This window comes from Mycolicibacterium sphagni, assembly GCF_002250655.1.
Classification (GTDB): domain Bacteria; phylum Actinomycetota; class Actinomycetes; order Mycobacteriales; family Mycobacteriaceae; genus Mycobacterium; species Mycobacterium sphagni.
In genome coordinates this window covers 20,221-39,012 of sequence record NZ_NOZR01000025.1, presented here as the reverse complement: position 1 = coordinate 39,012, position 18,792 = coordinate 20,221, and the positions used below count along the sequence as shown (strand labels likewise).

Sequence of the window (18,792 nt, the reverse complement as noted above, 5' to 3'; positions counted from 1 at the left end):
CGATGACCCCGCCCAGCATCGAATACGGCCAGCTCTCACCGATGTTGATCGTGCTGGGTGTGGCCGTCGCCGGCGTGCTGGTCGAGGCGTTCCTGCCACGCAAGAGCCGCTACCCCACGCAGGTCGCATTGAGCGTGGCCGGTCTGACGGCGGCGTTCGTCGCCGTGGTGTTGGTGGCACGAGGTCTGCACGGTGGCGTCGGAGAGTCGGCTGTTGTCGGCGCGGTCGCCGTCGACGGGCCGGCCCTGTTTCTGCAGGGCACCATCCTGCTGATCGGAGTGCTCAGTGTCCTGTTGATCGCCGAACGACGGGTGCCAGCCGAATCGGACGGCAGTGCAGCAGGTTTGGACGCCTTCACCCCCGACGCATCGGCGGTGCCCGGCAGTGTCGCGGAGAAGATCGCCACCAAGTCGGCGCTTGTCCAAACCGAAGTTTTCCCGCTCACGATGTTCGCCATCGGCGGCATGATGCTCTTCCCGGCGGCCAACGACCTGTTGACGATGTTCGTCGCACTGGAAGTGTTCTCGCTGCCGCTGTACTTGATGTGCGGACTGGCGCGGCGCCGGCGGCTGCTGTCCCAGGAATCCGCGCTGAAGTACTTTCTGCTGGGCGCCTTCTCCTCGGCGTTCTTCCTCTACGGCATCGCGCTGCTCTACGGCTACGCCGGCACCCTGAGGCTGACCGGCATCGCGCACGCCATCGACACCAGCACCGACAATTCGGCCCTGGCGCTCATCGGGGCGTCACTGGTCACCGTCGGCATCCTGTTCAAAGTCGGCGCCGTCCCCTTCCACTCCTGGATCCCCGACGTCTATCAAGGCGCACCCACACCCATCACCGCGTTCATGGCCGCGGCTACCAAGGTCGCGGCATTCGGCGCCATGCTCCGCATTTTCTACGTCGCACTGCCCGGCCTCAACCACGACTGGCGGCCGGTGCTGTGGGCGGTCGCGATCCTGACCATGGCCGTCGGCACCATCACCGCGGTGACCCAGACCGACGTCAAACGGATGCTGGCGTACTCGGCCGTCGCGCACGCCGGTTTCATCTTGACGGGTGTGATCGCCGCCAACCCGGCCGGGCTTTCGGCCACGCTGTTCTACCTGTTCGCCTACGGCTTCTCCACCCTCGGCGCGTTCGCAGTGGTCAGCGTTGTCCGCGACACAGGCGGTGCCGAGGAGACCGACATGGCTCGCTGGGCCGGGCTGGGCCGCCGCTATCCCCTTGTGGGCGTGGTGTTCTCGCTGTTCCTCCTCGCCTTCGCCGGTATCCCGCTGACCAGTGGATTCGTCAGCAAGTTCGCGGTGTTCAAAGCGGCTGGGCAGGGTGGGGCCATCCCGCTGGTGGTGGTGGGCGTCATCGCCTCGGCGATCGCCGCCTACTTCTATGTGCGGGTGATCGTCCTGATGTTCTTCACCGATCCGCCCGAGGACGCCCCGGAAGTGATCACGCCCAGCTCGCTGAGCGTCGCGACCATCGCCCTGACCGCGGCCATCACGTTCGCGCTCGGCGCGCTACCCCAGCCGCTGCTCGACCTCGTCGACCATGCGGCTAGATTCCTGAACTGATGATCCTTCTCAGTGAAGACCACGACGCCGTCCGCGTCCTGACCATGAACCGGCCCGAAGTGCGCAACGCATTGAGCACCGAGCTCTTCGAGGCCCTTTACGCCGCACTCGGTGCCGCCGACGGCGACGACTCGGTCCGTGCCGTGGTGCTCACCGGCACCGATCCGGCGTTCTGCGCGGGCGTGGATCTCAAGCAGGCGCAGAACCTGGGCATGGACTATTTCGGCCGTTTCGACAAGATGAACTGCATGGACGCCATCGTCGAGCTGCGCAAGCCGGTCGTCGGCGCGATCAACGGCGCGACGTTCACCGGCGGGCTCGAGATCGCGCTGGCGTGTGACTTCCTGATCGCCTCGGAGCGCGCGGTTTTCGCCGACACCCACGCCCGGGTCGGGATCCTTCCGGGCGGCGGGATGACGGCTAGGCTGCCGCGGCTGGTCGGCTCAGGGATGGCGCGACGGCTGTCGATGACCGGCGAGGTGGTCGATGCGCAGCGCGCCGAACGGATCGGTTTGGTCACCGAAGTGGTTGCCCACGAACAGCTTCTACCCCGCGCGCTGGAACTCGCCAGTCAGATCGCGGAGGTGCCCGCGCCGACCATGGCCGGCCTCAAGGAGATCTACCGCACCGGCACCGCAGCGGTCACCGGGCCTGCGCTGAAAGCCGAACGTACGGTGGCCGGTGCGGCATCGGTGGACACCGCCCAGCTCGCTGCCCGGCAGCGTGAGGTCGCCGAGCGCAACAAGCGGCAGATTCTCTAGCGCCCAAACCGACATGGGGCCGTGAAAGTGCAAGTGAAAGCCGATATCACATCGATCTCGGCGTGCTCGTACCCGAGGTGAGCCAGGCGCCGCCGTCGACGACGACGATCGCCCCGGTCATGTACGACGCGGCATCACTGGCGAGGAACAGCACCGCCTGGGCCACCTCGGTGGTCGAGCCCGCGCGTTGCAGTGGAATGTGCGGCATGGCGCCCAACTCCCCACCCGCGATACGGGCGACGCCTTCGGTTCCCGCCATCGCCCCGGGTGCCACGACATTGACACGTATTCCGTCGGCACCCCATTCGATCGCGCACGCCCTGCTCAGGGCGTCGACGCCGGCCTTCGCGGACACCACGTGGGCCTGCAGCGCCATGCCGCGGTATTGGGTTGCGGCACTGATGTTCACGATGGCCCCGCCGTGCTGGTGCAGCCACGCTTCGTAGGCGGCCTTCGACACGTTGTAGGTGCCGAGCAGGTCGATGTCGACGACGGCCTTGAATCCGTTGGCGCTCAGTCCCGAGATCGGGGCCGGGAAGTTGCCCGCGGCATTGTTGACGACGATGTCCAAGTGCCCGAACTGAGCCAACACCCTCTGCATCGTCGCCGCGACCTCATCGGGTTTGCGGACATCGCAGACGCTGTACATGGCGTCGATACCATTGCCACGCAGTTGGGTGACAGCTACTTCCAGATTCGGCTCTTTTCTGCTGCAGATGGCCACGCGAGCGCCGTGCGCGCCGAGCAGCCGAGCGACTTCCAGCCCGAGGCCGGTCGCGCCACCGGTGACGAGTGCGACCTTCCCGGCCAGCAGATCGGCCCGGAACGGGCTGACGTGGTCGCTCATCACTAGCCCAATGCGGACGTGGTGTTCGTGAACGGGGCGAAGCTGCCGTCGAGCACTTCAAGGTGCCCGATGGTGCGACCCGTCACGATGTTCGGGTCTACCAGCGTCAGTTCGGCTGCGGCACAAGCGAATTCGTCCTCCGGAGACACGTTCGCGAATTCGTTGCGGTAGTACGACAGGCCAGGAGTGGGGATCGGCCGTGAGGGCGACAGCGCGTTGACGGAGATGTTGTGGCGCTGCAGATCGTAAGCGGCACACCAGGTCAGGTGCTCCAGCGCCGCTTTGGATCCGCCGTAGCCGGGCAGCACGCCACCGTCGAAGTTCGTGTAGGGCCCGTCGCCCGGCACTCGGGAGGCAACCGAGGTGACGTTGATGATGGATCCGACACCTGCGGAGAACATGTCTGGACAGACCAGCTGGATGAGCTCGTAGGAGGCGAACACACCGATCTCGAAATGACGGCGATAGGCATTCGGCGGGATCGCCAGGAAGCCGGGCCAGTCCGCGTTGGCCGCCGCCGGTGTGTTCGTTGGTTTCGCCGGTTTCGATGCGGCATCTGGTTTCGGCGGGCGCCCCGGAGCGGTGAACGCGGCGTTGTTGACCAGGATCGTGACGGGGCCCAGTGCGCCGCGCGCGTCGGCGACCAGTCGCGGCAGGTCGTCGCGTTCGAGTAGGTCGGCCTGGATGGCGACGGCACGCCCGCCGATGGCTTCGATGGCCGCGACGGTCTCGCCGATGGTGCCCGGCAGCCGTTCGTCCCACTGTTGTTCGGTTCGGGCCACCACCGCCACCGCGGCGCCCTCGACGGCCAGGGCCAGCGCTGTCGCGCGGCCCAGTCCACGGCTGGCGCCGGTGACGATGGCGGTTCGGCCTGCCAGTCGTCCAGTCATCGCACTCCTCCGGTCAGATCGCCACCCCGTGCACGAGGATCGCGGCGGTTTGGTCCACCCAGTTCGCGTCGAGAACATCCTCGGGGCGCAGCAGTATCCGCATCATCGTCGCACCACCGATCAGTTCGATGAGCCGTTCCGGGTCGACATCGGCGTGAACCTCGCGGCAGTGCACGGCTTCCACCAGGCGGTCCCGCACCGCGGCGAACACGTCGGCGAACCGGGCCAGCACCCGCGCATTCAGGTCCGCGTCGGCGCTCATGTCCGAGATCAGACCGGGCAAGGCGGCGCGCACCACCGGACTGGTGAAGACGTCGCGGGTGGCGGCGAGCATGGCGCGTACGTCGGCGGCGACATCGCCCGCGGGGGTTGCCAACGCGGTCGGCGCGGTCGGAAAGGCCGCTTCGTGGACCAGCTCGGCCTTGCTGGACCACCGGCGGTACAGGGCGGTCTTCGTCGTACCCGCCCGTTCGGCCACTGCCGCCAAAGTCAGATTCGGATAACCGATTTCGACAAGCAGCTCCGCCGTTGCACGCAATATGGCAGCGTCGATACGCGGATCCCGGGGCCGCCCCGGGACCGTGGTCTTGTCAAGCGAAGACGCGTCTGCTTTCATAACGCTACCCACCGTATCGTAATAGGGTTGGAGAGGACAAAGGTGACCAACCAACCGACCGTAGAAACCGACGTCGAGCGGTTACAACGTTCCGGTCGTGACGTCAGCACGCTTCCCGCGGTGCTGTCTGAATGGCTTTCCACTGTCATGCCCGGCGGCGTGGCACCGGAAGTGGTCGTCGAGAGCGGTGTCGACTCCAACGGCATGTCGTCAGAGACGATCATCCTGACCGGCCGCTGGGAAGAAGACGGCAAAGAGGTCGAGCAGAAGTGGGTGGCCCGGGTGGCCCCCACCGAGGAAGACGTGCCGGTCTTCATCACCTATCGGATGGATCATCAGTTCGAGGTCATCCGGTTGGTCGATGAACTGACCGACGTGCCGGTGCCGAAGGTGCGCTGGATCGATTCGACCGGCAAGGTACTCGGCGCCCCCTTCTTCCTGATGAACCATGTCTCGGGCACCGTCCCGCCCGACGTGATGCCCTACACCTTCGGCGGCAACTGGTTCGCCGACGCATCTGTGGAACAACAGCGCGCGCTGCAGGATTCGACGGTCGAGGTATTGGCCAAGCTTCACTCGATCCCTGATGCGGCAAAGACTTTCGGCTTCCTGGCCGAGGCGGTGCCCGAGGGCGACACTCCGTTGCGCCGCCAGTTGAACTGGCTCAAGGGATGGTACGAGTTCGCCGTTCCCGACATCGGCCGCTCGCCGCTGGTCGAGACAGCCCTGGCGTGGTTGGAGGACAACTTCCCGGCTGACGTCGCCGCGGGAGAGACGGTTCTGGCTTGGGGTGACTCGCGGGTCGGCAACGTGCTCTACGAAGACTTCCGCCCGGTCGCGGTGCTGGACTGGGAGATGGCGACACTCGGGCCGCGCGAGCTGGACGTCGCGTGGATCATCTTCGCGCACATGGTTTTCCAGGAACTCGCCGGGCTGGCCGGAATGCCCGGACTGCCGGATGTCATGCGCGAAGAGGATGTTCGCGCCACGTATCAGAAGCTGACCGGCGTCGAACTCGGCGACCTGCGATGGTTCTACGTCTACTCCGGAGTGATCTGGTGCTGCGTGTTCATGCGCACCGGCGCACGACGCGTGCACTTCGGCGAGATCGAAAAACCCGAGGACGTCGAGTCGATGTTCTACCACGCCGGCCTGCTGCAAAGGCTCATCGAGGAGCCGGAGCGCAGCAGCGAAGCGGCACGGGATAACAAGGAGGCCTGACCCGAATGCTCGGACCGCTCGACGAATATCCCGTCCACCAGGCACCGCTGCCGATCGCGTGGCCGGGGTCCTCGGACCGAAACTTCTACGACCGCAGTTACTTCAACGCCCATGACCGCACCGGGAACATCTTCCTGATCACCGGCCTGGGCTACTACCCCAACCTCGGGGTGAAAGACGCCTACGTGCTGGTCTCCCGCCGCGGAGGCGGCGAATCCGGCGGAAGCGGTCACACGCAGACCGCGGTGCACGTGTCCGACGCGATCGATCAGGACCGTCTCAATCAGCACTGCAACAGCTATCGCATCGAGGTCGTCGAGCCGCTTCAGAAGGTGCGGATCGTGCTGGAGGAGACCGAGGGCATGGCGGTCGACCTCACCTGGGACGGTCTGTTCCCGGTAGTGCAGGAGCAGCCGCACATCATGCGCCAGGGCAACCGGGTCACGCTGGATGCGCAGCGTTTTGCCCAATTGGGTTCCTGGGCAGGCCATATCGTCATCGATGGCGAGGAGATCACCGTCGACCCGTCGGTGTGGATCGGCAGCCGGGATCGATCGTGGGGCATCCGCCCGATCGGCGAGGCCGAACCCGCTGGACGCCCGGCCGACCCGCCGTTCGAGGGCATGTGGTGGCTGTACGTGCCGATGGCCTTCGAGGATTACGCGATTGTGGTCATCATCCAGGAGGCGCCGGACGGCTTCCGCTCACTCAACGACTGCACGCGGATCTGGCGCGACGGCAGGGTCGAGCAGTTGGGCTGGCCGCGGGTGAAGATCCACTACCGTTCCGGCACCCGGATTCCCACCGGTGCCACCATCGAGGCCACCGACGCGAAGGGGCTGACGCTCCGTTTTGATGTGGAGTCCAAGCTTCCCTGCCCCATCCACGTCGGAGGCGGCTACGGCGGCGACTCGGACTGGATACACGGTGTCTGGAAAGGCGAGAAGTTCGCCGAGCGGCTCACCTACGACATGAACGATCCGGCGATCATCGGGCGTTCGGGGTTCGGGGTGATCGACCACGTCGGTCGCGCGGTCTGCCATGACGGCGAGTCGTCGGTCGAGGGCTGGGGCCTGTTCGAGCACGGCGCGCTGGGCCGCCACGACCCGTCGGGCTTCGCGGACTGGTTGACAGTCGCGCCCTAAGACCCGTCCCGCCATTACGTCGATTTCGATCGCTAGGTGAGCACGCCGTGAAAGTCATGACCGCCCTGTACGGGCCAACCGATGCGGTCGACCGCGCGCGTGCGCTGCGCGAGGCCGGCGCCAGCGGCGTCTTCACATTCGAAGGCCCGCACGATGTGTTCGCCCCACTGACGCTGGCCTCCGGTGTCGGCGGGTTGGACCTGATGACCAATGTGGCAATTGCGTTCCCCCGCAATCCAATCCAGTTGGCTCACCAGGCCTACGATCATCAGCTGCTCGCGGATGGTCGGTTCATCCTGGGGCTGGGCACCCAGGTGCGGGCCCAGATCGAGAAGCACTACGGTGCGGCGTTCGACAAGCCGGTGGCGCGGATGAGCGAGCTCGTGCGTGCACTGCGGGCGATCTTCAACACCTGGGAGACCGGCGAACGCCTGGACTTCCGCGGCGACTACTACCGGCACACCCTGATGACGCCGATGTTCAATCCCGGACCGAATCCTTTTGGGCCGCCGCCAATTTACGTGGGCGCGCTCGGTCCACGGCTGACCCGCGCGACCGCGGAGGTGGCTGACGGGCTGCTGGTGATGCCGTTCGGTTCGGCGAAGTTCCTACGCGAGTCGACGATGCCGGCAGTGCGCCACGGTCTGACAGCCGCGGGGCGAGAGGAGTCGTCGTTCGCGGTGGTTCCCGAGATCATCCTGTCAGCCGGCGAGGATCACGACGCGACGCGACGGCTGCTGGCGTTCTACGGGTCCACCCCGGCCTACCGTCCGGTCCTGGATATCCACGGGTGGGGCGATCTGCAGCCCGAGCTGAATTCGATGTCCAAACAAGGCAAATGGCTGCAGATGGCCGGTCTGATCACCGACGAGGTGCTGCACACCATCGCGGCGTGCGGCACGCCCAAGCAGATCGCGGCGCACATCCGTGACCGCGTCGACGGCGTCGGCGACACCGTCTGCCTCTACCAGCCGGGCCCCATCGCCATCGATACCTTGGCCGAGATCGTCGACGAGCTGGCCCGCTGAGACCTGCGCCGAGATCGACGTATTGACGGGTTCTACTCACGCTTTCGCGCCCGTTTGTTGGTTTGGGCGTAAGGAAAGGCAACACTGGTGGGGTGGTGGGTTATGACGTTGTGGTCATCGGCGCCGGCTTCGCAGGCCTGGTAGCCGCCCGTGAGCTGGTCAAGGACGGGTTCGATGTCGTGGTGCTGGAGGGCCGCGACCGAGTCGGCGGGCGGTCGAGCACCGCGACGCTGGCCGGTATCCCAGTAGACCTCGGCGGCACCTTCGTCGGCCCCACCCAGGATGCGGTGATTGCGCTGGCCAAGGAACTGGACTGCCCCACCTCCCCGACCTACAACCAGGGCTCCAACCTGATCCGGTGGCGTGGCAAGGTGCGCACGTACCGCGGCACGATTCCGAGGATGTCGCTGTTCCAGCTGTTGGACATCGGCCGGATCCAATGGCAGTTCGAACGGCTCGGCCGGGCTATCGACATCACCGAACCGTGGGCGGCCTCCAGCGCCAAGAATCTCGACGGCATGACACTGGACGGCTGGTTGCACTCAGTGCGCGCCGGCTCCTCGTCGCGGGACCTACTGGCCATCATGGCGCGGGTGACCTGGGGCGCCGAGCCCGACGAGGTGTCGATGCTGCATGCGGTGCGCTACGTCAAGGCCGCGGGCGGGCTGGACCGGATGCTCGACGTGGTCGGCGGCGCCCAGCAGGACCACTTCCCCGGCGGCACTCAGCAGATCGCCAACAAGATGGCCGCCGAGCTCGGTGACCGCGTTCACCTGCGCGCCGTGGTCTCCCGAATCGAATGGTCCGACGACGCGGTGGCCGTCGCGTCGTCAGGCGGTGTCGTGGAGGCGCGCCGCGCCATCCTGGCGATCCCGCCGGCGCACCGACTGGCCATCGACATCGCCCCGTCGCCGCCGATGGGCTACCAGCAGCTGGCCCAACGGTGGCCGCAGGGCGCTCTGAGCAAGGCGTATGCCGCCTATCCCCGGCCGTTCTGGCGGGATCAGAAACTGTCCGGTCAAGCGCTGTCCGACAAAGGACCGGTCTTCATCACCTTCGACGTGAGCCCCAGTGACGACGGTCCGGGAATCTTGCTCGGGTTCGTCGACTCCCGGGGGTTCGATGCGCTGCCCCCCGAACAGCGCCGGAAGCAAGCCGTTGCCAGCTTCGCGGCATTGTTCGGACCCGACGCCGAAAACCCGATCGAATACCTCGATCATTGTTGGGGGGCAGAGACTTTCGCACCCGGTGGGCCGACAGCGGCCGTGCCGCCAGGGATGTGGACACAGTTCGGCCCACTGCTGCGCCAACCGGTCGGGCCGCTGCATTGGTCGGGCACCGAGACCGCCGACGAGTGGACCGGCTTCCTGGACGGCGCGGTGCGCTCCGGGCTGCGCGCGGCAAGCGAAGTCGCCGCGACCCTCAGGAGCTGATCCGCCCCTGCGCGGTCACCGATTCGACCAACGCCCGCAGGCGCCCATTGACCGCCTCGGGGTGCTCCAGGATCGCGCAGTGGCCGCCGGGCATCTCCACCAGTTCGACCAGATTGGGTGCGGCGGCGGCGATCTTGCGGGCCTGGCACATCGGCAGCAGCCGGTCCTCGGTACTTCCGATGACCAGCGTCGGCACCGTCAGGCCGGCGAGGTCGATGTGGCGCGGGCCCATCTCGTCGACGAGCGCCCGCGCCCAGGCTCCGCGGCCGGCGGCCGGGGTGGCGGCGAAGAGGTCGTGGACGAGGGCGCCGACCGCGGGGTCGGCCTCGGCGCCGACGGCCATCATCGTGACGAACCAGCGGCTGCCGGGCTGCGCGCCGCGCACCAGTGGCGCCCCGCCGAACGTCCTGATCATCCCGCGCGCGGCCAGCGACCGGCCACCTGCCAGCGGCGGTGGAACCCGCAGCAGCTTGATCTCTTCGAGCAGGTCACCGGTGGTGGTGTTGATCAAGGCGACGGCGTCGGCGCGATGGGCGACCCGGTGCCGGTAGCGGTCGGACCAGGCGCTGATCGCGATACCGCCCATCGAGTGGCCGGCGATCACGGCCCGCTCCCCCGGCCTCAGGGTGGCCGCGAGCACCGAATCCAGGTCACCGGCCAGGTGGCCGAGGCTGTAGCCCGAGCGGCGGGGCAGCCCGCTGCGGCCATGTCCGCGGTGGTCGTAGGCAATCACCCGGTAGTCGCGGGACAGGTCGTTGATCTGCTGGTGCCAGACACCGATGGCGCAGGTGATGCCGTGCGCCAACACGATCGGATAGCCGTCCGGGCGCCCGAACACCTCGGTGTGCAGCCGTGTGCCGTCGGCCGCCTTGACCTCGACGGCTTGGCTGGGCGGTAGCGCGAGACCGCTGAGAACGGTCGCATGGGCCGTGGCCATGGTTCCCCCTTGCTCGGCGCAGCGACGCTGCCACACCGGGGTTGTCCACAGTAGTCGTCACGGGCGGTGTGAACCGGTAGACCGCGCCCATCGTTATCGCTTGGTTTCGCTCTCTAAGATGACCCGGTGACCGACCACGCGTTCTCCGCCGAGGAGCGCCGCGCCATCTACCGCGTGATCAACGAACGCCGGGATATGCGCAGGTTCAGCCCGGGTGGGACGGTGCCCGAGGAAGTGCTGGCTCGCCTGCTGGCGGCCGCGCACGCCGCCCCCAGCGTCGGGCTGATGCAGCCGTGGCGGTTCTTGCGCATCACCGACGACGGCCTGCGGCACAAAATCCACGCGCTGGTCGACGAGGAGCGTCAACAAACCGCGTCAGCACTGGGCGAGCGCGCCGAGGAGTTCCTGGCGCTCAAGGTCGAGGGCATCCTCGATTGCGCGGAGCTGCTCGTGGTCGCCCTCGGTGACGGCCGCGACGGCCACGTGTTCGGCCGGCGCACCATGCCGCACATGGATCTGGCCTCGGTGTCGTGTGCCATCCAGAATCTGTGGCTGGCGGCGCGCGCCGAGGGCCTCGGCATGGGTTGGGTTTCGATCTTCGATCCGCAGCGCCTCAGCGACCTGCTCGAGATGCCGGCGGGCGCCGAGCCGGTGGCGGTCCTGTGCCTCGGTCCGGTGCCCGACTTTCCAGACCGGCCCGCCCTGGAGATCGACGAGTGGACGTTCGGCCGGCCGCTGGCCGAGTTCGTCAGCGAAAACCGTTGGGGCTAGCCCGGTTTCAGTGACCGACAGTGGCGCAGCCCACGTACGGAAGGCAACCCGTGGCCCCGCCGGGCCATGCCGAACCGCTGGGCCCGTTCGGGATACCACCGCTTGCATAACCCGGACCGGCCGTGCCACCGGGGCCGCCCGGAATGCTGCCCGAGGCGCCGTTTGGTCCGGCCGAGGCGGCTCCACACACGCTGCCGTCGGGGTTGATGCAGCCCACGGGGTCCGCGGCGGCCAAGGGAGCGGCCGCGACCGCGGCGGCTGCGGCACCGGTGAGGAAAACCGTGGTGAAGGAAATCTTCGTCAGTGCCATGTGCCACATATACCTGAATTGACGCGAATGAGCGCGAATCCAGCCGCACTTTAGGCTACAAATAGGCAGATGAAGACACTGTTCGCCGCTGGTACGACGGCCGCGGCTCTGCTCCTAGCCCCTGCGTCGGCGCACGCAGATGACGTGTTCGGTCCCAACGTCGTCGGCCCCAATGTTCAAGTCGGTCCCGGCATCACTTTCGCTGACCCCCTGGACGCGGCGGCCCAAGCCGCTGCCGGACGAGAGCCCTGCTTCTCCCCTGACGGCTCCACCTACTACACCCCGGGCGACGCCCCCTGCTCCTGACGAAACGAGCGGACCGGTCCGCTACGTGTAGGCTGGGGCAAGGTTGACTTTCCAGCCGCGGTATTCGTCGCAGGCGTGCGGTGTGCTTTGCACCCGCAATGCGAGCCTCTCGGGCGCGTCCCACCCACACTTGCTTAACCTGTCTAATGCTCACTGGAGCCGCTTAATGTCTTCTTTTACTTCCGATTCCTACCTCGGCGTCGAAACTCGAAACCGGTTGCAACTTCTTACCGAATGGCTCAGCGCCACCGACGTTCGAATCACGGCTGTCGGCGACGTCGACATGTCGACAGCGCACGAATTCAGTGACTATGTATTCCGACGCGCGGGCAACTGCAAGAGATTGGTTCTCGATATGACTTTGGTGAGTTTCTTTGACTGTGCCGGCTTTTCGGCGCTGCAGTACATCGACGAGCGCTGCCGCACGGCCGGCGTCACGTGGCTGGTCCAACCAGCGCACAGCGTCACGCGCGTGGTGGACTTCTGCGAGCCACGCAGCGGACTGCCGATCTCCACCAGCGGTGAATTCGAATCGGCCTGCGCATGATTGATTCTCAGCCTCCCGTGTCCCACCCCATCGAACCCCTCTTCTCCCACCCCGTCGAATCCGAAGCCGTCACATCGCCAGACGACGAGCCGTCGTCGGCGCCGGTGAGCAACCCGGAGTTCTCCCACCGCTACTAGCCGCTCGGCGCGTCGGGATCAGCCTTGCGCATCAGGCGGATCAGCTGTTCACGGTCGGTGATGCCCAGCTTCTTGTACACCCGGTACAAGTGGCCTTCCACGGTGCGAACAGACACCACCAGGTGTTCGGCGACTTGTGGATTCGACAGGCCGCTGGCGACCAGTGTGGCAATCTCACGTTCCCGATCGCTCAGCGGCAGCGGCACCCCGCCCGACGCGGTCGCCGGGGTATGCAGCCCGAACGTGCTGACCAGCCAATGCGCTCGGGTCGAGGACTGAAGGCCAGGCAGGCGCGCACCGGCCCGCCGATACGTCGATGCCGCCGCGGCGAATGCGTCCGCCGCATGCGCCACCATCCCGAGGGATTCCCATTCGCCGGCCACGCTGTCCAGACCGTCGCCGTCGTTGGCGGCGACGGCTTCGGCGTGCCGGGCAGCCAGGTTCGCGATCGGGGTATTCAGTTGTTCTGCAAGGACTTTGAAGCGACCCAGATCGGGTTCCATCCCGAATCGCAGCCCGGTGTAGAGGGCTTCCAGCTCGCCGGTGGTGTTGCCGGAACGACGGGCGGCTTCCGCGGCCCGCTCGATCGCATGGTGCGCTTCGACGGTGTCACCGGTGGCGGCCCTGAGATGAGCCCTGGCCAGCTCGAGTAGGGGCCGGAACACCTCTACCGCAGGTCCCCACGCGCCTTCCGCCATGCTCAGTGCCCGCGCCGCCGCACCAGTGTCGCCGCGCATCACCTCGGCCTGAACGGTCCAGGTCGCGACGAGCGGAACCCATCCGCCGGACAGCGTCGACACCATCGCCGACAACGCCCGCTGAAGCCAGTCGCAGGCGGATTGCGGACGGCCGGCTGCGAGTTCGACACGGCCGGCCATCGCCGCAACGATGGCTTCCGCGTGCGGGGCGCCGTGCGCCAGGGCTTGCTGACGGTCGACGATCGCCTGCGCGCCGGCGATATCGCCCTGATTGAGCGCAGATAGCGCCTCGGACAACGAAATCGCGTACTGCTGGGGACCGGACGCGCAATGAAGCGCCGCGTCGGCGCCACGACTGGCCGCGGCCACCACGCCCTCGGCCCTGCCCCGCAGGTTTGCAGAGGCCGCCGCCGGGACGGCCGCCCACAGTACTGCCATCGGCATCGCGTCCGGATCGGCGATAACGGCCGCACTCGCGGCGTCGGCGGTGTCGAGATCGGCTGCGAAGTAGGCGATCGACGCCTCGACCGCAAGGGCATAACTGCGCAACGCCGGGATAGTGACACGAGACCGGACGGTGCCCAGCACTTCCTCGGCAATCACACGCTGCCCGAGGCCGAAGAACAGGTTCGTGGCGCGCAGGCATCCCCAGCGCACGAGCATGACCTCGTCGCGCGGGTCGAAGGTCGCCAGCAGTTCTTCAGCCTCCGCATTGAATCCCTGCCAGCCCAGAGCGTCTGCGAGCGCGATCGCGGCGCGCAATCCCCCGTCGTGGTCGTAGGCGAAGCGCGCCAATTGCTCGGCGAGCGTCAGGCTGGACATCGTCATCGCGCTCTCGGCCGCGTCGACCACCAGATCGACGTCGGGTGTCGTATCGCTGTTCATCATCAGCCGCGCGAGTTCGATGACCAGCCGGGGATCTTTCGCCGAGCCCTGGCCCGTATCGCCCGCCAGGGACCAAAACCTCTGCGCGAGAGACGTGTTGATCTGGCGCAGTCGAGCCACACCGCAGCTCTTGCGGACCACGTCGGCCAGCACCGGGTGGGCGACCTGGACACGCACCCGGTGCGGGTCGCTGATCACGTGGATCACGGCGTGCCGTTCAGCCTCGCTGATCGCATCGACATCGCACATCGATAGCAGTGTGTTCCAGTCCAGAACCTCTGCGGCTGCGACGATTTCGAGTACATCGCGCTCGTTCGGCGGCAGCCCACGCACCCGCGCCTCAAGCAGTTGTTCGATATCGGCACCCAGGCGCGGCAAATGAGTCAGCCGCCACCGGCCGGTGTCGTCGGTGAGCGCGCCGTCGTCGATGGCGGTGTCGAGCAAGCCACGCAACAAAAGCGGACTGCCGGCCGACAGCTCGTGAAGCTGGTCGACCACGGTGCCGGCGACAGGACCCCCCAGCGCTTCGGTGATCAATCGGCCGGTGTCGGCGTGGGAGAACGCGCCCACTTCGACGCGGCGAAGATACTGGTCCTTCCACAGCGCAGTGATGGCGTCGCTCACCTCGGCGTCCGAGCGCATGGTGACGATCAGGGTCGCCGCTCCTCGCACCGCCAGCTGGTGAATGACGATTGCCGAGAGCGGGTCGAGCAGGTGCGCATCGTCGACGACCAGGAGCAGGTCGTCCACTCCGTCGAGCGCGTCGTGCGCGGCGGCGAGCAGGCGGATCGGTTCCAGCGCACCGGGGATCTGCACGATCCCGGCGAACGCTGCCAGCGGCACCGCACGGGAGGTCTGAGTACCCAGGACGAAGTGGGTGCGCCTGCCGCGGGCACCGAGATGCGCGGCCACCTGGCGCGCCAGCACCGTCTTGCCGACACCGGCGTCCCCGACGAAAACAACACCGTTGAATGGGGGGTTTTCGACGGCGTCGATCGCCTGACGGATCTCTGCCGATCGGGCAACGAACGGCCACTCCACTGGCAGGCCGCCTTCCCCTGATACGGCTGCTCCGTGCGGGCGCACGGACCTGCGTCGCAGGTAGATATTAACGCCGAGCTGTCATTGACCGGCGATTACTGCGTTACGGGCACTTCTTGTTGCCCTTCCCGTGCCGCTGCCGCCGGTGGCGTGACGTACACCCGGCCGCCACACCACGTGTGTCACCAAACTCCTGACCTGACCCGCCGACTGACTAATTGATCAGTTCCGTAACCGAACGCTAGGCTTCTGACGCATTCGTAAATACCGTCGTCACCCCAGATGACCTGCGAATTGACCGGTAGACATCCGGCGAGCACATCGGCCATCGGTTAACCGCGTTGGGCAGGGCACTTTCTGCGATGCTTTCTGCGGCGAAAGGAACCGCATGAAGTTCGCCCAGTCGAGCAGGTTGTCGAGCCTGTCGCACGAAACCCCGGGCCCGATAGCCGAAGAGGCGGCTCGGCTGGAAGCGGCGGGCCACCGGGTCATGCGGCTGGACACCGGCGATCCCCACCCCTTCGGTTTCGAGCCGCCGGCGGCCCTGGTTCAGGAAATCGCCACCTGTCTATCCGCGTCGGCGGGCTACACCTCCCCCAAAGGGTTGCTCTCGGCGCGGCATGCGGTGACGCACTATTACTCCCGCCGCGGCGTCGCGGATGTCGATGTCGACAACGTGTACCTGGGCAACGGCGCCTCCGAGCTGATCACGATGGCGATGACCGCACTGCTGGAAGACCGTGACGAAGTCTTGGTGCCCGCACCCGATTTCCCGGTGTGGACCGCCGCAGTCAACGTCAACGGCGGCCGCGCCGTTCACTATCGGTGCGACGAGTCGTCGGACTGGTACCCCGATGCAGCCGATATCGCGGCAAAGGTCACCGCACGAACCAGGGCGATCGTGATCATCAACCCGAATAATCCGACGGGTGCGGTGTATCCGCCGGAGGTGTTGACCGCGATCCTCGACATCGCGCGGGAACACAACCTGATCGTCTGTTCGGACGAGATCTACGACAGGATCCTCTACGACGACGCCGAGCACATCACCACGGCCTCGCTGGCACCGGATCTGCTCTGCTTGACGTTCAATGGCCTGTCGAAGGCGTACCGCTGCGCGGGTTTTCGGGCCGGCTGGCTTGCGGTATCCGGGCCGACCGACCACGCAGCCAGCTACCTGGGCGGCCTGACCACCGTGGCCGGTTTACGACGGTGCGCGAATGTGCCTGCCCAGCAGGCGATTCGCATTGCACTGGAAGCCGATCCGACCACCTTTGATCTGACCCTGCCCACCGGCAGGCTACAGGAGCAGCGTGATCGCGCCTGGGCGGGGCTGAATGCGATTCCCGGCGTCTCGTGCGTCAAGCCCAAGGCGGCGCTGTATGCCTTTCCGAAGATCGACCTGCGCAGGTACCCCATCCGAGACGACGAGCAGTTCGTCCTCGATCTGTTGCTGCAGGAGAAGATTCACATCGTTCCAGGTACCAGTCTCAGCTGGCCCGAGCCTGACCACGTCCGGATCGTGATGCTGCCCCGGGCCCACGAGCTGGAATCCGCGATCGAGCGAATCGGGCAGTTCCTGGCAACCTATCGCCAGTGACTAGCGCCGCGCGATCACATCGAGAGCGATCTCGTGGCTGGGCTTGGTGGCGATACCGCGGGGCACCGCGCGCGGCGATTTCCCGCGCCGCGCATCCGCAGGCGCCCGCAATTCCAGGGTCTTCATGATCGTGCCGATCGCCACAGCCAATTCGTTGTGTGCGAACGCGGCACCGATACAGCGACGGTAGCCGCCGCCGAACGGAGCGTACTGAAACGGTGGAGGCTTGGCGTCCAGAAATCGCTCCGGGTTGAACGACTCGGGATCGCTCCACGCGCTGGGGTTGAAATGCAGTGCAGGCAGCGCGATCCCAACCACATCACCGGACGCACAGGACACGCCTGCCACGGTGAGTGGCCCGGTGAGCCGGCGCAGGACGATCGGCACCGTCGGGTGCACACGCAGGGTTTCCTGGATCACCGCCCCCAGGTAGGGCAGGGCGGCGATGTCTGCCGGTGTCGCAGCAGCGGCCAACTCCCCGGCGACCTTCGCACGAATGCTCTCGTCGCGGTGAATGTGGTGGAGCGCCCAAGACAACGACGTCGAGCTGGTCTCGTGCCCCGCGGCCAGCATCGTCCGCAGTTGGTCGCGCAGCACATCGTCGCCCAGCCTGTTGCCCTCGTCGTCGGTGGCGTTCAGAATCAGCCCGAGCACGTCGCTGCCGAGTTCGCCACTGTCCCTTCGCTCTTCGATCTGTTCGGACAATAGGCTGTCCAGCTGGGCACGAAACGCGACCAGGCGGGCCCACGGTCCCCGACCGGCCAGGTCCCTACGTAACCAGGGCACCAGCATCAGAACCGCGCTGCCAGAGCGAAGCAATTGCGATGTCACCCGCGCATATTCTCGACGCCGGGACCGGTCCGTCACACCGAACACCACCCGGATCACCACGTCCAGAGTGATGGCTTGTGCCGCGTCGCCGACCAGCAGCTGATCACCCGGGTGCAGATCTGCGATGTGCTCCTCGGCTGCCTCGGCGATCATGTCGACGTAAAACCGCATGAGGTCGCCGCGAAACGGCGGCGTCAGGATGCTTCGGGCCCGCCGATGCGCTTCGCCGGACAGCAGGATCAGCGAGTTCTGCCCCACCACAGGTTCGATCGGGTTGGGCAGCGGAGCGCGACACAGCGCTGCCGGGGCGGTCAAGATATCGCGCGCACCGTCGGCGGTCGAGACGAACAGCACCTCACCCAGACCGGGAAACCGCACCGAGAACGGCGTGGGATCGGCCGCATGACGCCGGAAGAATCCCTCCGGGTCGACACCGGCCCAGGCGGCGCGCCCCAGCGCCGCCAGCGTTGCTTTCACGTCGTCCTCGACGCAACGACGACCATATTGCGGCCCAGCCGGCTGAACTCGACGGTGATGGCCGAGTCGGCGGATGCGGCCAACGCCCGGAATGCCGAAGCACTGTAGGCACGCAACGAGCTGATCAGCCCATCATGAGCGAAGGGCCAGACGAGCGCGAACGGCAGCATCGATGCCAGTCGCAACACGTGCACAGCGGCGGCAGGCCGGTAGATGTCGCACACGACGAACCGGTCCGCCACGCGGGTCGCCTCGGCCAGCACCCGGGCGGCCTGAGCCGGCGGCAGGTGATGGAACGACAACGCAAACAACGCCAGATCGTACGAGCGGTCGGGGGCACCGATGTCGGTGGCGTCGACCTGACGCACGACGGCACGCGGATTTCTACCGAGTTCGCCGGCAGCGATGTTCGACACCGAGATCGGATCGATGTCGGTCACCGTGACCTGGGCGGTCGGATGCATGTCGAGCACCGCCTGGGAAAGTGCGCCATGGCCGGCTCCGAGTTCGAGAATTCTCGGCTCGGCAATGTCGCTGACGAGGGGCAGGGCGCGCCCAGCCAGATGTTCGTGATCCCGCAGAACCCGGCCCATCCGGTCAAGCCAGCGGATGACCCCTCGCTTGATTCGATCGTCGATATCGTTGCGGTCCAGGAATTCCGGACGGTCGGTCTGCAGGCGCCGATCCAGCCACGACGCGTCGAACCCGCCGCGCGGCATGGTCGCGATGTCCATCCCTGCCTC

Annotated in this window: 18 protein-coding genes; 10 read left to right on the top strand and 8 right to left on the bottom strand. The window is 66.7% G+C overall.

Features of this window, described 5'->3' with window-relative positions:
• Nucleotides 1-2: 2 nt before the first annotated feature.
• Both nuoN and CG716_RS23800 read left to right on the top strand, forming a co-directional pair.
• Nucleotides 3-1,568, top strand: coding sequence for an NADH-quinone oxidoreductase subunit NuoN (gene nuoN / locus CG716_RS23805; RefSeq protein ID WP_094483596.1), 1,566 nt, complete (start codon nt 3-5; stop codon nt 1,566-1,568).
• Nucleotides 1,568-2,329, top strand: coding sequence for an enoyl-CoA hydratase (locus CG716_RS23800; protein ID WP_094483595.1), 762 nt, complete (start codon nt 1,568-1,570; stop codon nt 2,327-2,329). The genes nuoN and CG716_RS23800 overlap by 1 nt, the downstream gene beginning before the upstream one ends.
• A 46-nt stretch (nt 2,330-2,375) precedes the next feature.
• On the opposite strand, the gene CG716_RS23795 is transcribed toward CG716_RS23800, so the two are convergent.
• The 3 genes from CG716_RS23795 to CG716_RS23785 are packed head-to-tail and all read right to left on the bottom strand — an operon-like array spanning nt 2,376 to nt 4,682.
• Nucleotides 2,376-3,176: an SDR family oxidoreductase gene (locus CG716_RS23795; RefSeq protein ID WP_094483652.1), complete on the bottom strand. Its 801-nt coding sequence runs from the start codon at nt 3,174-3,176 to the stop codon at nt 2,376-2,378.
• A 2-nt stretch (nt 3,177-3,178) separates the two neighbouring features.
• Nucleotides 3,179-4,066 carry an SDR family NAD(P)-dependent oxidoreductase gene (locus tag CG716_RS23790; protein ID WP_094483594.1) on the bottom strand — a complete coding sequence of 296 codons (888 nt, stop codon included), beginning with the start codon at nt 4,064-4,066 and terminating at the stop codon, nt 3,179-3,181.
• Nucleotides 4,067-4,079: 13 nt separating this feature from the next.
• The gene (locus tag CG716_RS23785) at nt 4,080-4,682 is read right to left on the bottom strand and encodes a TetR/AcrR family transcriptional regulator C-terminal ligand-binding domain-containing protein (protein WP_094483593.1); all 603 of its coding nucleotides are present in this window, start codon (nt 4,680-4,682) and stop codon (nt 4,080-4,082) included.
• Nucleotides 4,683-4,724: 42 nt separating this feature from the next.
• Between CG716_RS23785 and CG716_RS23780 the strand changes: the two genes are divergently transcribed.
• The 4 genes from CG716_RS23780 to CG716_RS23765 all read left to right on the top strand — a co-directional run bounded on the left by CG716_RS23780 (nt 4,725) and on the right by CG716_RS23765 (nt 9,509).
• Nucleotides 4,725-5,903 (top strand): phosphotransferase family protein, encoded by a 1,179-nt coding sequence (locus CG716_RS23780; protein ID WP_094483592.1) that lies wholly within the window; start codon nt 4,725-4,727, stop codon nt 5,901-5,903.
• Nucleotides 5,904-5,908: 5 nt separating this feature from the next.
• Nucleotides 5,909-7,048, top strand: a complete 1,140-nt coding sequence (locus CG716_RS23775) for an Rv3169 family protein (RefSeq protein ID WP_094483591.1) — start codon at nt 5,909-5,911, stop codon at nt 7,046-7,048.
• A 56-nt stretch (nt 7,049-7,104) separates the two neighbouring features.
• On the top strand, nt 7,105-8,076 hold the full coding sequence (locus CG716_RS23770; protein WP_207760761.1) for a TIGR03617 family F420-dependent LLM class oxidoreductase: 972 nt from the start codon (nt 7,105-7,107) through the stop codon (nt 8,074-8,076).
• A gap of 95 nt (nt 8,077-8,171) precedes the next feature.
• On the top strand, nt 8,172-9,509 hold the full coding sequence (locus tag CG716_RS23765; protein WP_420093218.1) for a flavin monoamine oxidase family protein: 1,338 nt from the start codon (nt 8,172-8,174) through the stop codon (nt 9,507-9,509).
• Here the strand turns inward: CG716_RS23765 and CG716_RS23760 are convergent.
• Entirely contained in the window at nt 9,499-10,446 is a 948-nt protein-coding gene (locus tag CG716_RS23760) for an alpha/beta fold hydrolase (protein WP_094483588.1), read from the bottom strand. The genes CG716_RS23765 and CG716_RS23760 overlap by 11 nt on opposite strands.
• Before the next feature lie 126 nt (nt 10,447-10,572).
• On the opposite strand from CG716_RS23760, the gene bluB reads away from it, so the two are divergent.
• Nucleotides 10,573-11,217, top strand: coding sequence for a 5,6-dimethylbenzimidazole synthase (gene bluB / locus CG716_RS23755; protein WP_094483587.1), 645 nt, complete (start codon nt 10,573-10,575; stop codon nt 11,215-11,217).
• 7 nt (nt 11,218-11,224) lie between these two features.
• On the opposite strand, the gene CG716_RS23750 is transcribed toward bluB, so the two are convergent.
• The gene (locus CG716_RS23750; protein WP_094483586.1) at nt 11,225-11,527 is read right to left on the bottom strand and encodes a hypothetical protein; all 303 of its coding nucleotides are present in this window, start codon (nt 11,525-11,527) and stop codon (nt 11,225-11,227) included.
• A gap of 69 nt (nt 11,528-11,596) precedes the next feature.
• Here CG716_RS23750 and CG716_RS23745 point away from each other — a divergent pair, with 69 nt between their 5' ends.
• Nucleotides 11,597-11,833 (top strand): hypothetical protein, encoded by a 237-nt coding sequence (locus CG716_RS23745; RefSeq protein ID WP_094483585.1) that lies wholly within the window; start codon nt 11,597-11,599, stop codon nt 11,831-11,833.
• 43 nt (nt 11,834-11,876) lie between these two features.
• Complete coding sequence (locus CG716_RS23740) at nt 11,877-12,380, top strand: STAS domain-containing protein (RefSeq protein WP_133067012.1); 504 nt, start codon at nt 11,877-11,879, stop codon at nt 12,378-12,380.
• 133 nt (nt 12,381-12,513) lie between these two features.
• Here the strand turns inward: CG716_RS23740 and CG716_RS23735 are convergent, their stop codons facing one another.
• A complete protein-coding gene (locus CG716_RS23735) occupies nt 12,514-15,141 on the bottom strand; it encodes a helix-turn-helix transcriptional regulator (RefSeq protein WP_094483583.1) in 2,628 nt (875 codons plus the stop codon).
• Between the two features lie 388 nt (nt 15,142-15,529).
• On the opposite strand from CG716_RS23735, the gene CG716_RS23730 reads away from it, so the two are divergent.
• The gene (locus CG716_RS23730; RefSeq protein WP_094483582.1) at nt 15,530-16,741 is read left to right on the top strand and encodes a pyridoxal phosphate-dependent aminotransferase; all 1,212 of its coding nucleotides are present in this window, start codon (nt 15,530-15,532) and stop codon (nt 16,739-16,741) included.
• Here CG716_RS23730 and CG716_RS23725 read toward each other — a convergent pair whose 3' ends face one another.
• Complete coding sequence (locus tag CG716_RS23725; RefSeq protein ID WP_094483581.1) at nt 16,742-18,049, bottom strand: cytochrome P450; 1,308 nt, start codon at nt 18,047-18,049, stop codon at nt 16,742-16,744.
• Nucleotides 18,046-18,783 carry a class I SAM-dependent methyltransferase gene (locus CG716_RS23720; protein ID WP_094483580.1) on the bottom strand — a complete coding sequence of 246 codons (738 nt, stop codon included), beginning with the start codon at nt 18,781-18,783 and terminating at the stop codon, nt 18,046-18,048. The genes CG716_RS23725 and CG716_RS23720 overlap by 4 nt, the downstream gene beginning before the upstream one ends.
• Between the last annotated feature and the right edge of the window lie 9 nt (nt 18,784-18,792).

Bases quoted from the DNA above. Each gene is read 5' to 3' on its own strand.
- CG716_RS23800 (WP_094483595.1), top strand. From the start codon at position 1,568: ATGATCCTTCTCAGTGAAGACCACGACGCCGTCCGCGTCCTGACCATG.
- CG716_RS23770 (WP_207760761.1), top strand. From the start codon at position 7,105: ATGACCGCCCTGTACGGGCCAACCGATGCGGTCGACCGCGCGCGTGCG.
- CG716_RS23745 (WP_094483585.1), top strand. From the start codon at position 11,597: ATGAAGACACTGTTCGCCGCTGGTACGACGGCCGCGGCTCTGCTCCTA.
- CG716_RS23760 (WP_094483588.1), bottom strand. From the start codon at position 10,446: ATGGCCACGGCCCATGCGACCGTTCTCAGCGGTCTCGCGCTACCGCCC.
- CG716_RS23790 (WP_094483594.1), bottom strand. From the start codon at position 4,066: ATGACTGGACGACTGGCAGGCCGAACCGCCATCGTCACCGGCGCCAGC.
- CG716_RS23730 (WP_094483582.1), top strand. From the start codon at position 15,530: ATGAAGTTCGCCCAGTCGAGCAGGTTGTCGAGCCTGTCGCACGAAACC.
- CG716_RS23795 (WP_094483652.1), bottom strand. From the start codon at position 3,176: ATGAGCGACCACGTCAGCCCGTTCCGGGCCGATCTGCTGGCCGGGAAG.
- CG716_RS23785 (WP_094483593.1), bottom strand. From the start codon at position 4,682: ATGAAAGCAGACGCGTCTTCGCTTGACAAGACCACGGTCCCGGGGCGG.
- CG716_RS23750 (WP_094483586.1), bottom strand. From the start codon at position 11,527: ATGGCACTGACGAAGATTTCCTTCACCACGGTTTTCCTCACCGGTGCC.
- CG716_RS23775 (WP_094483591.1), top strand. From the start codon at position 5,909: ATGCTCGGACCGCTCGACGAATATCCCGTCCACCAGGCACCGCTGCCG.
- nuoN (WP_094483596.1), top strand. From the start codon at position 3: ATGACCCCGCCCAGCATCGAATACGGCCAGCTCTCACCGATGTTGATC.
- CG716_RS23720 (WP_094483580.1), bottom strand. From the start codon at position 18,783: ATGGACATCGCGACCATGCCGCGCGGCGGGTTCGACGCGTCGTGGCTG.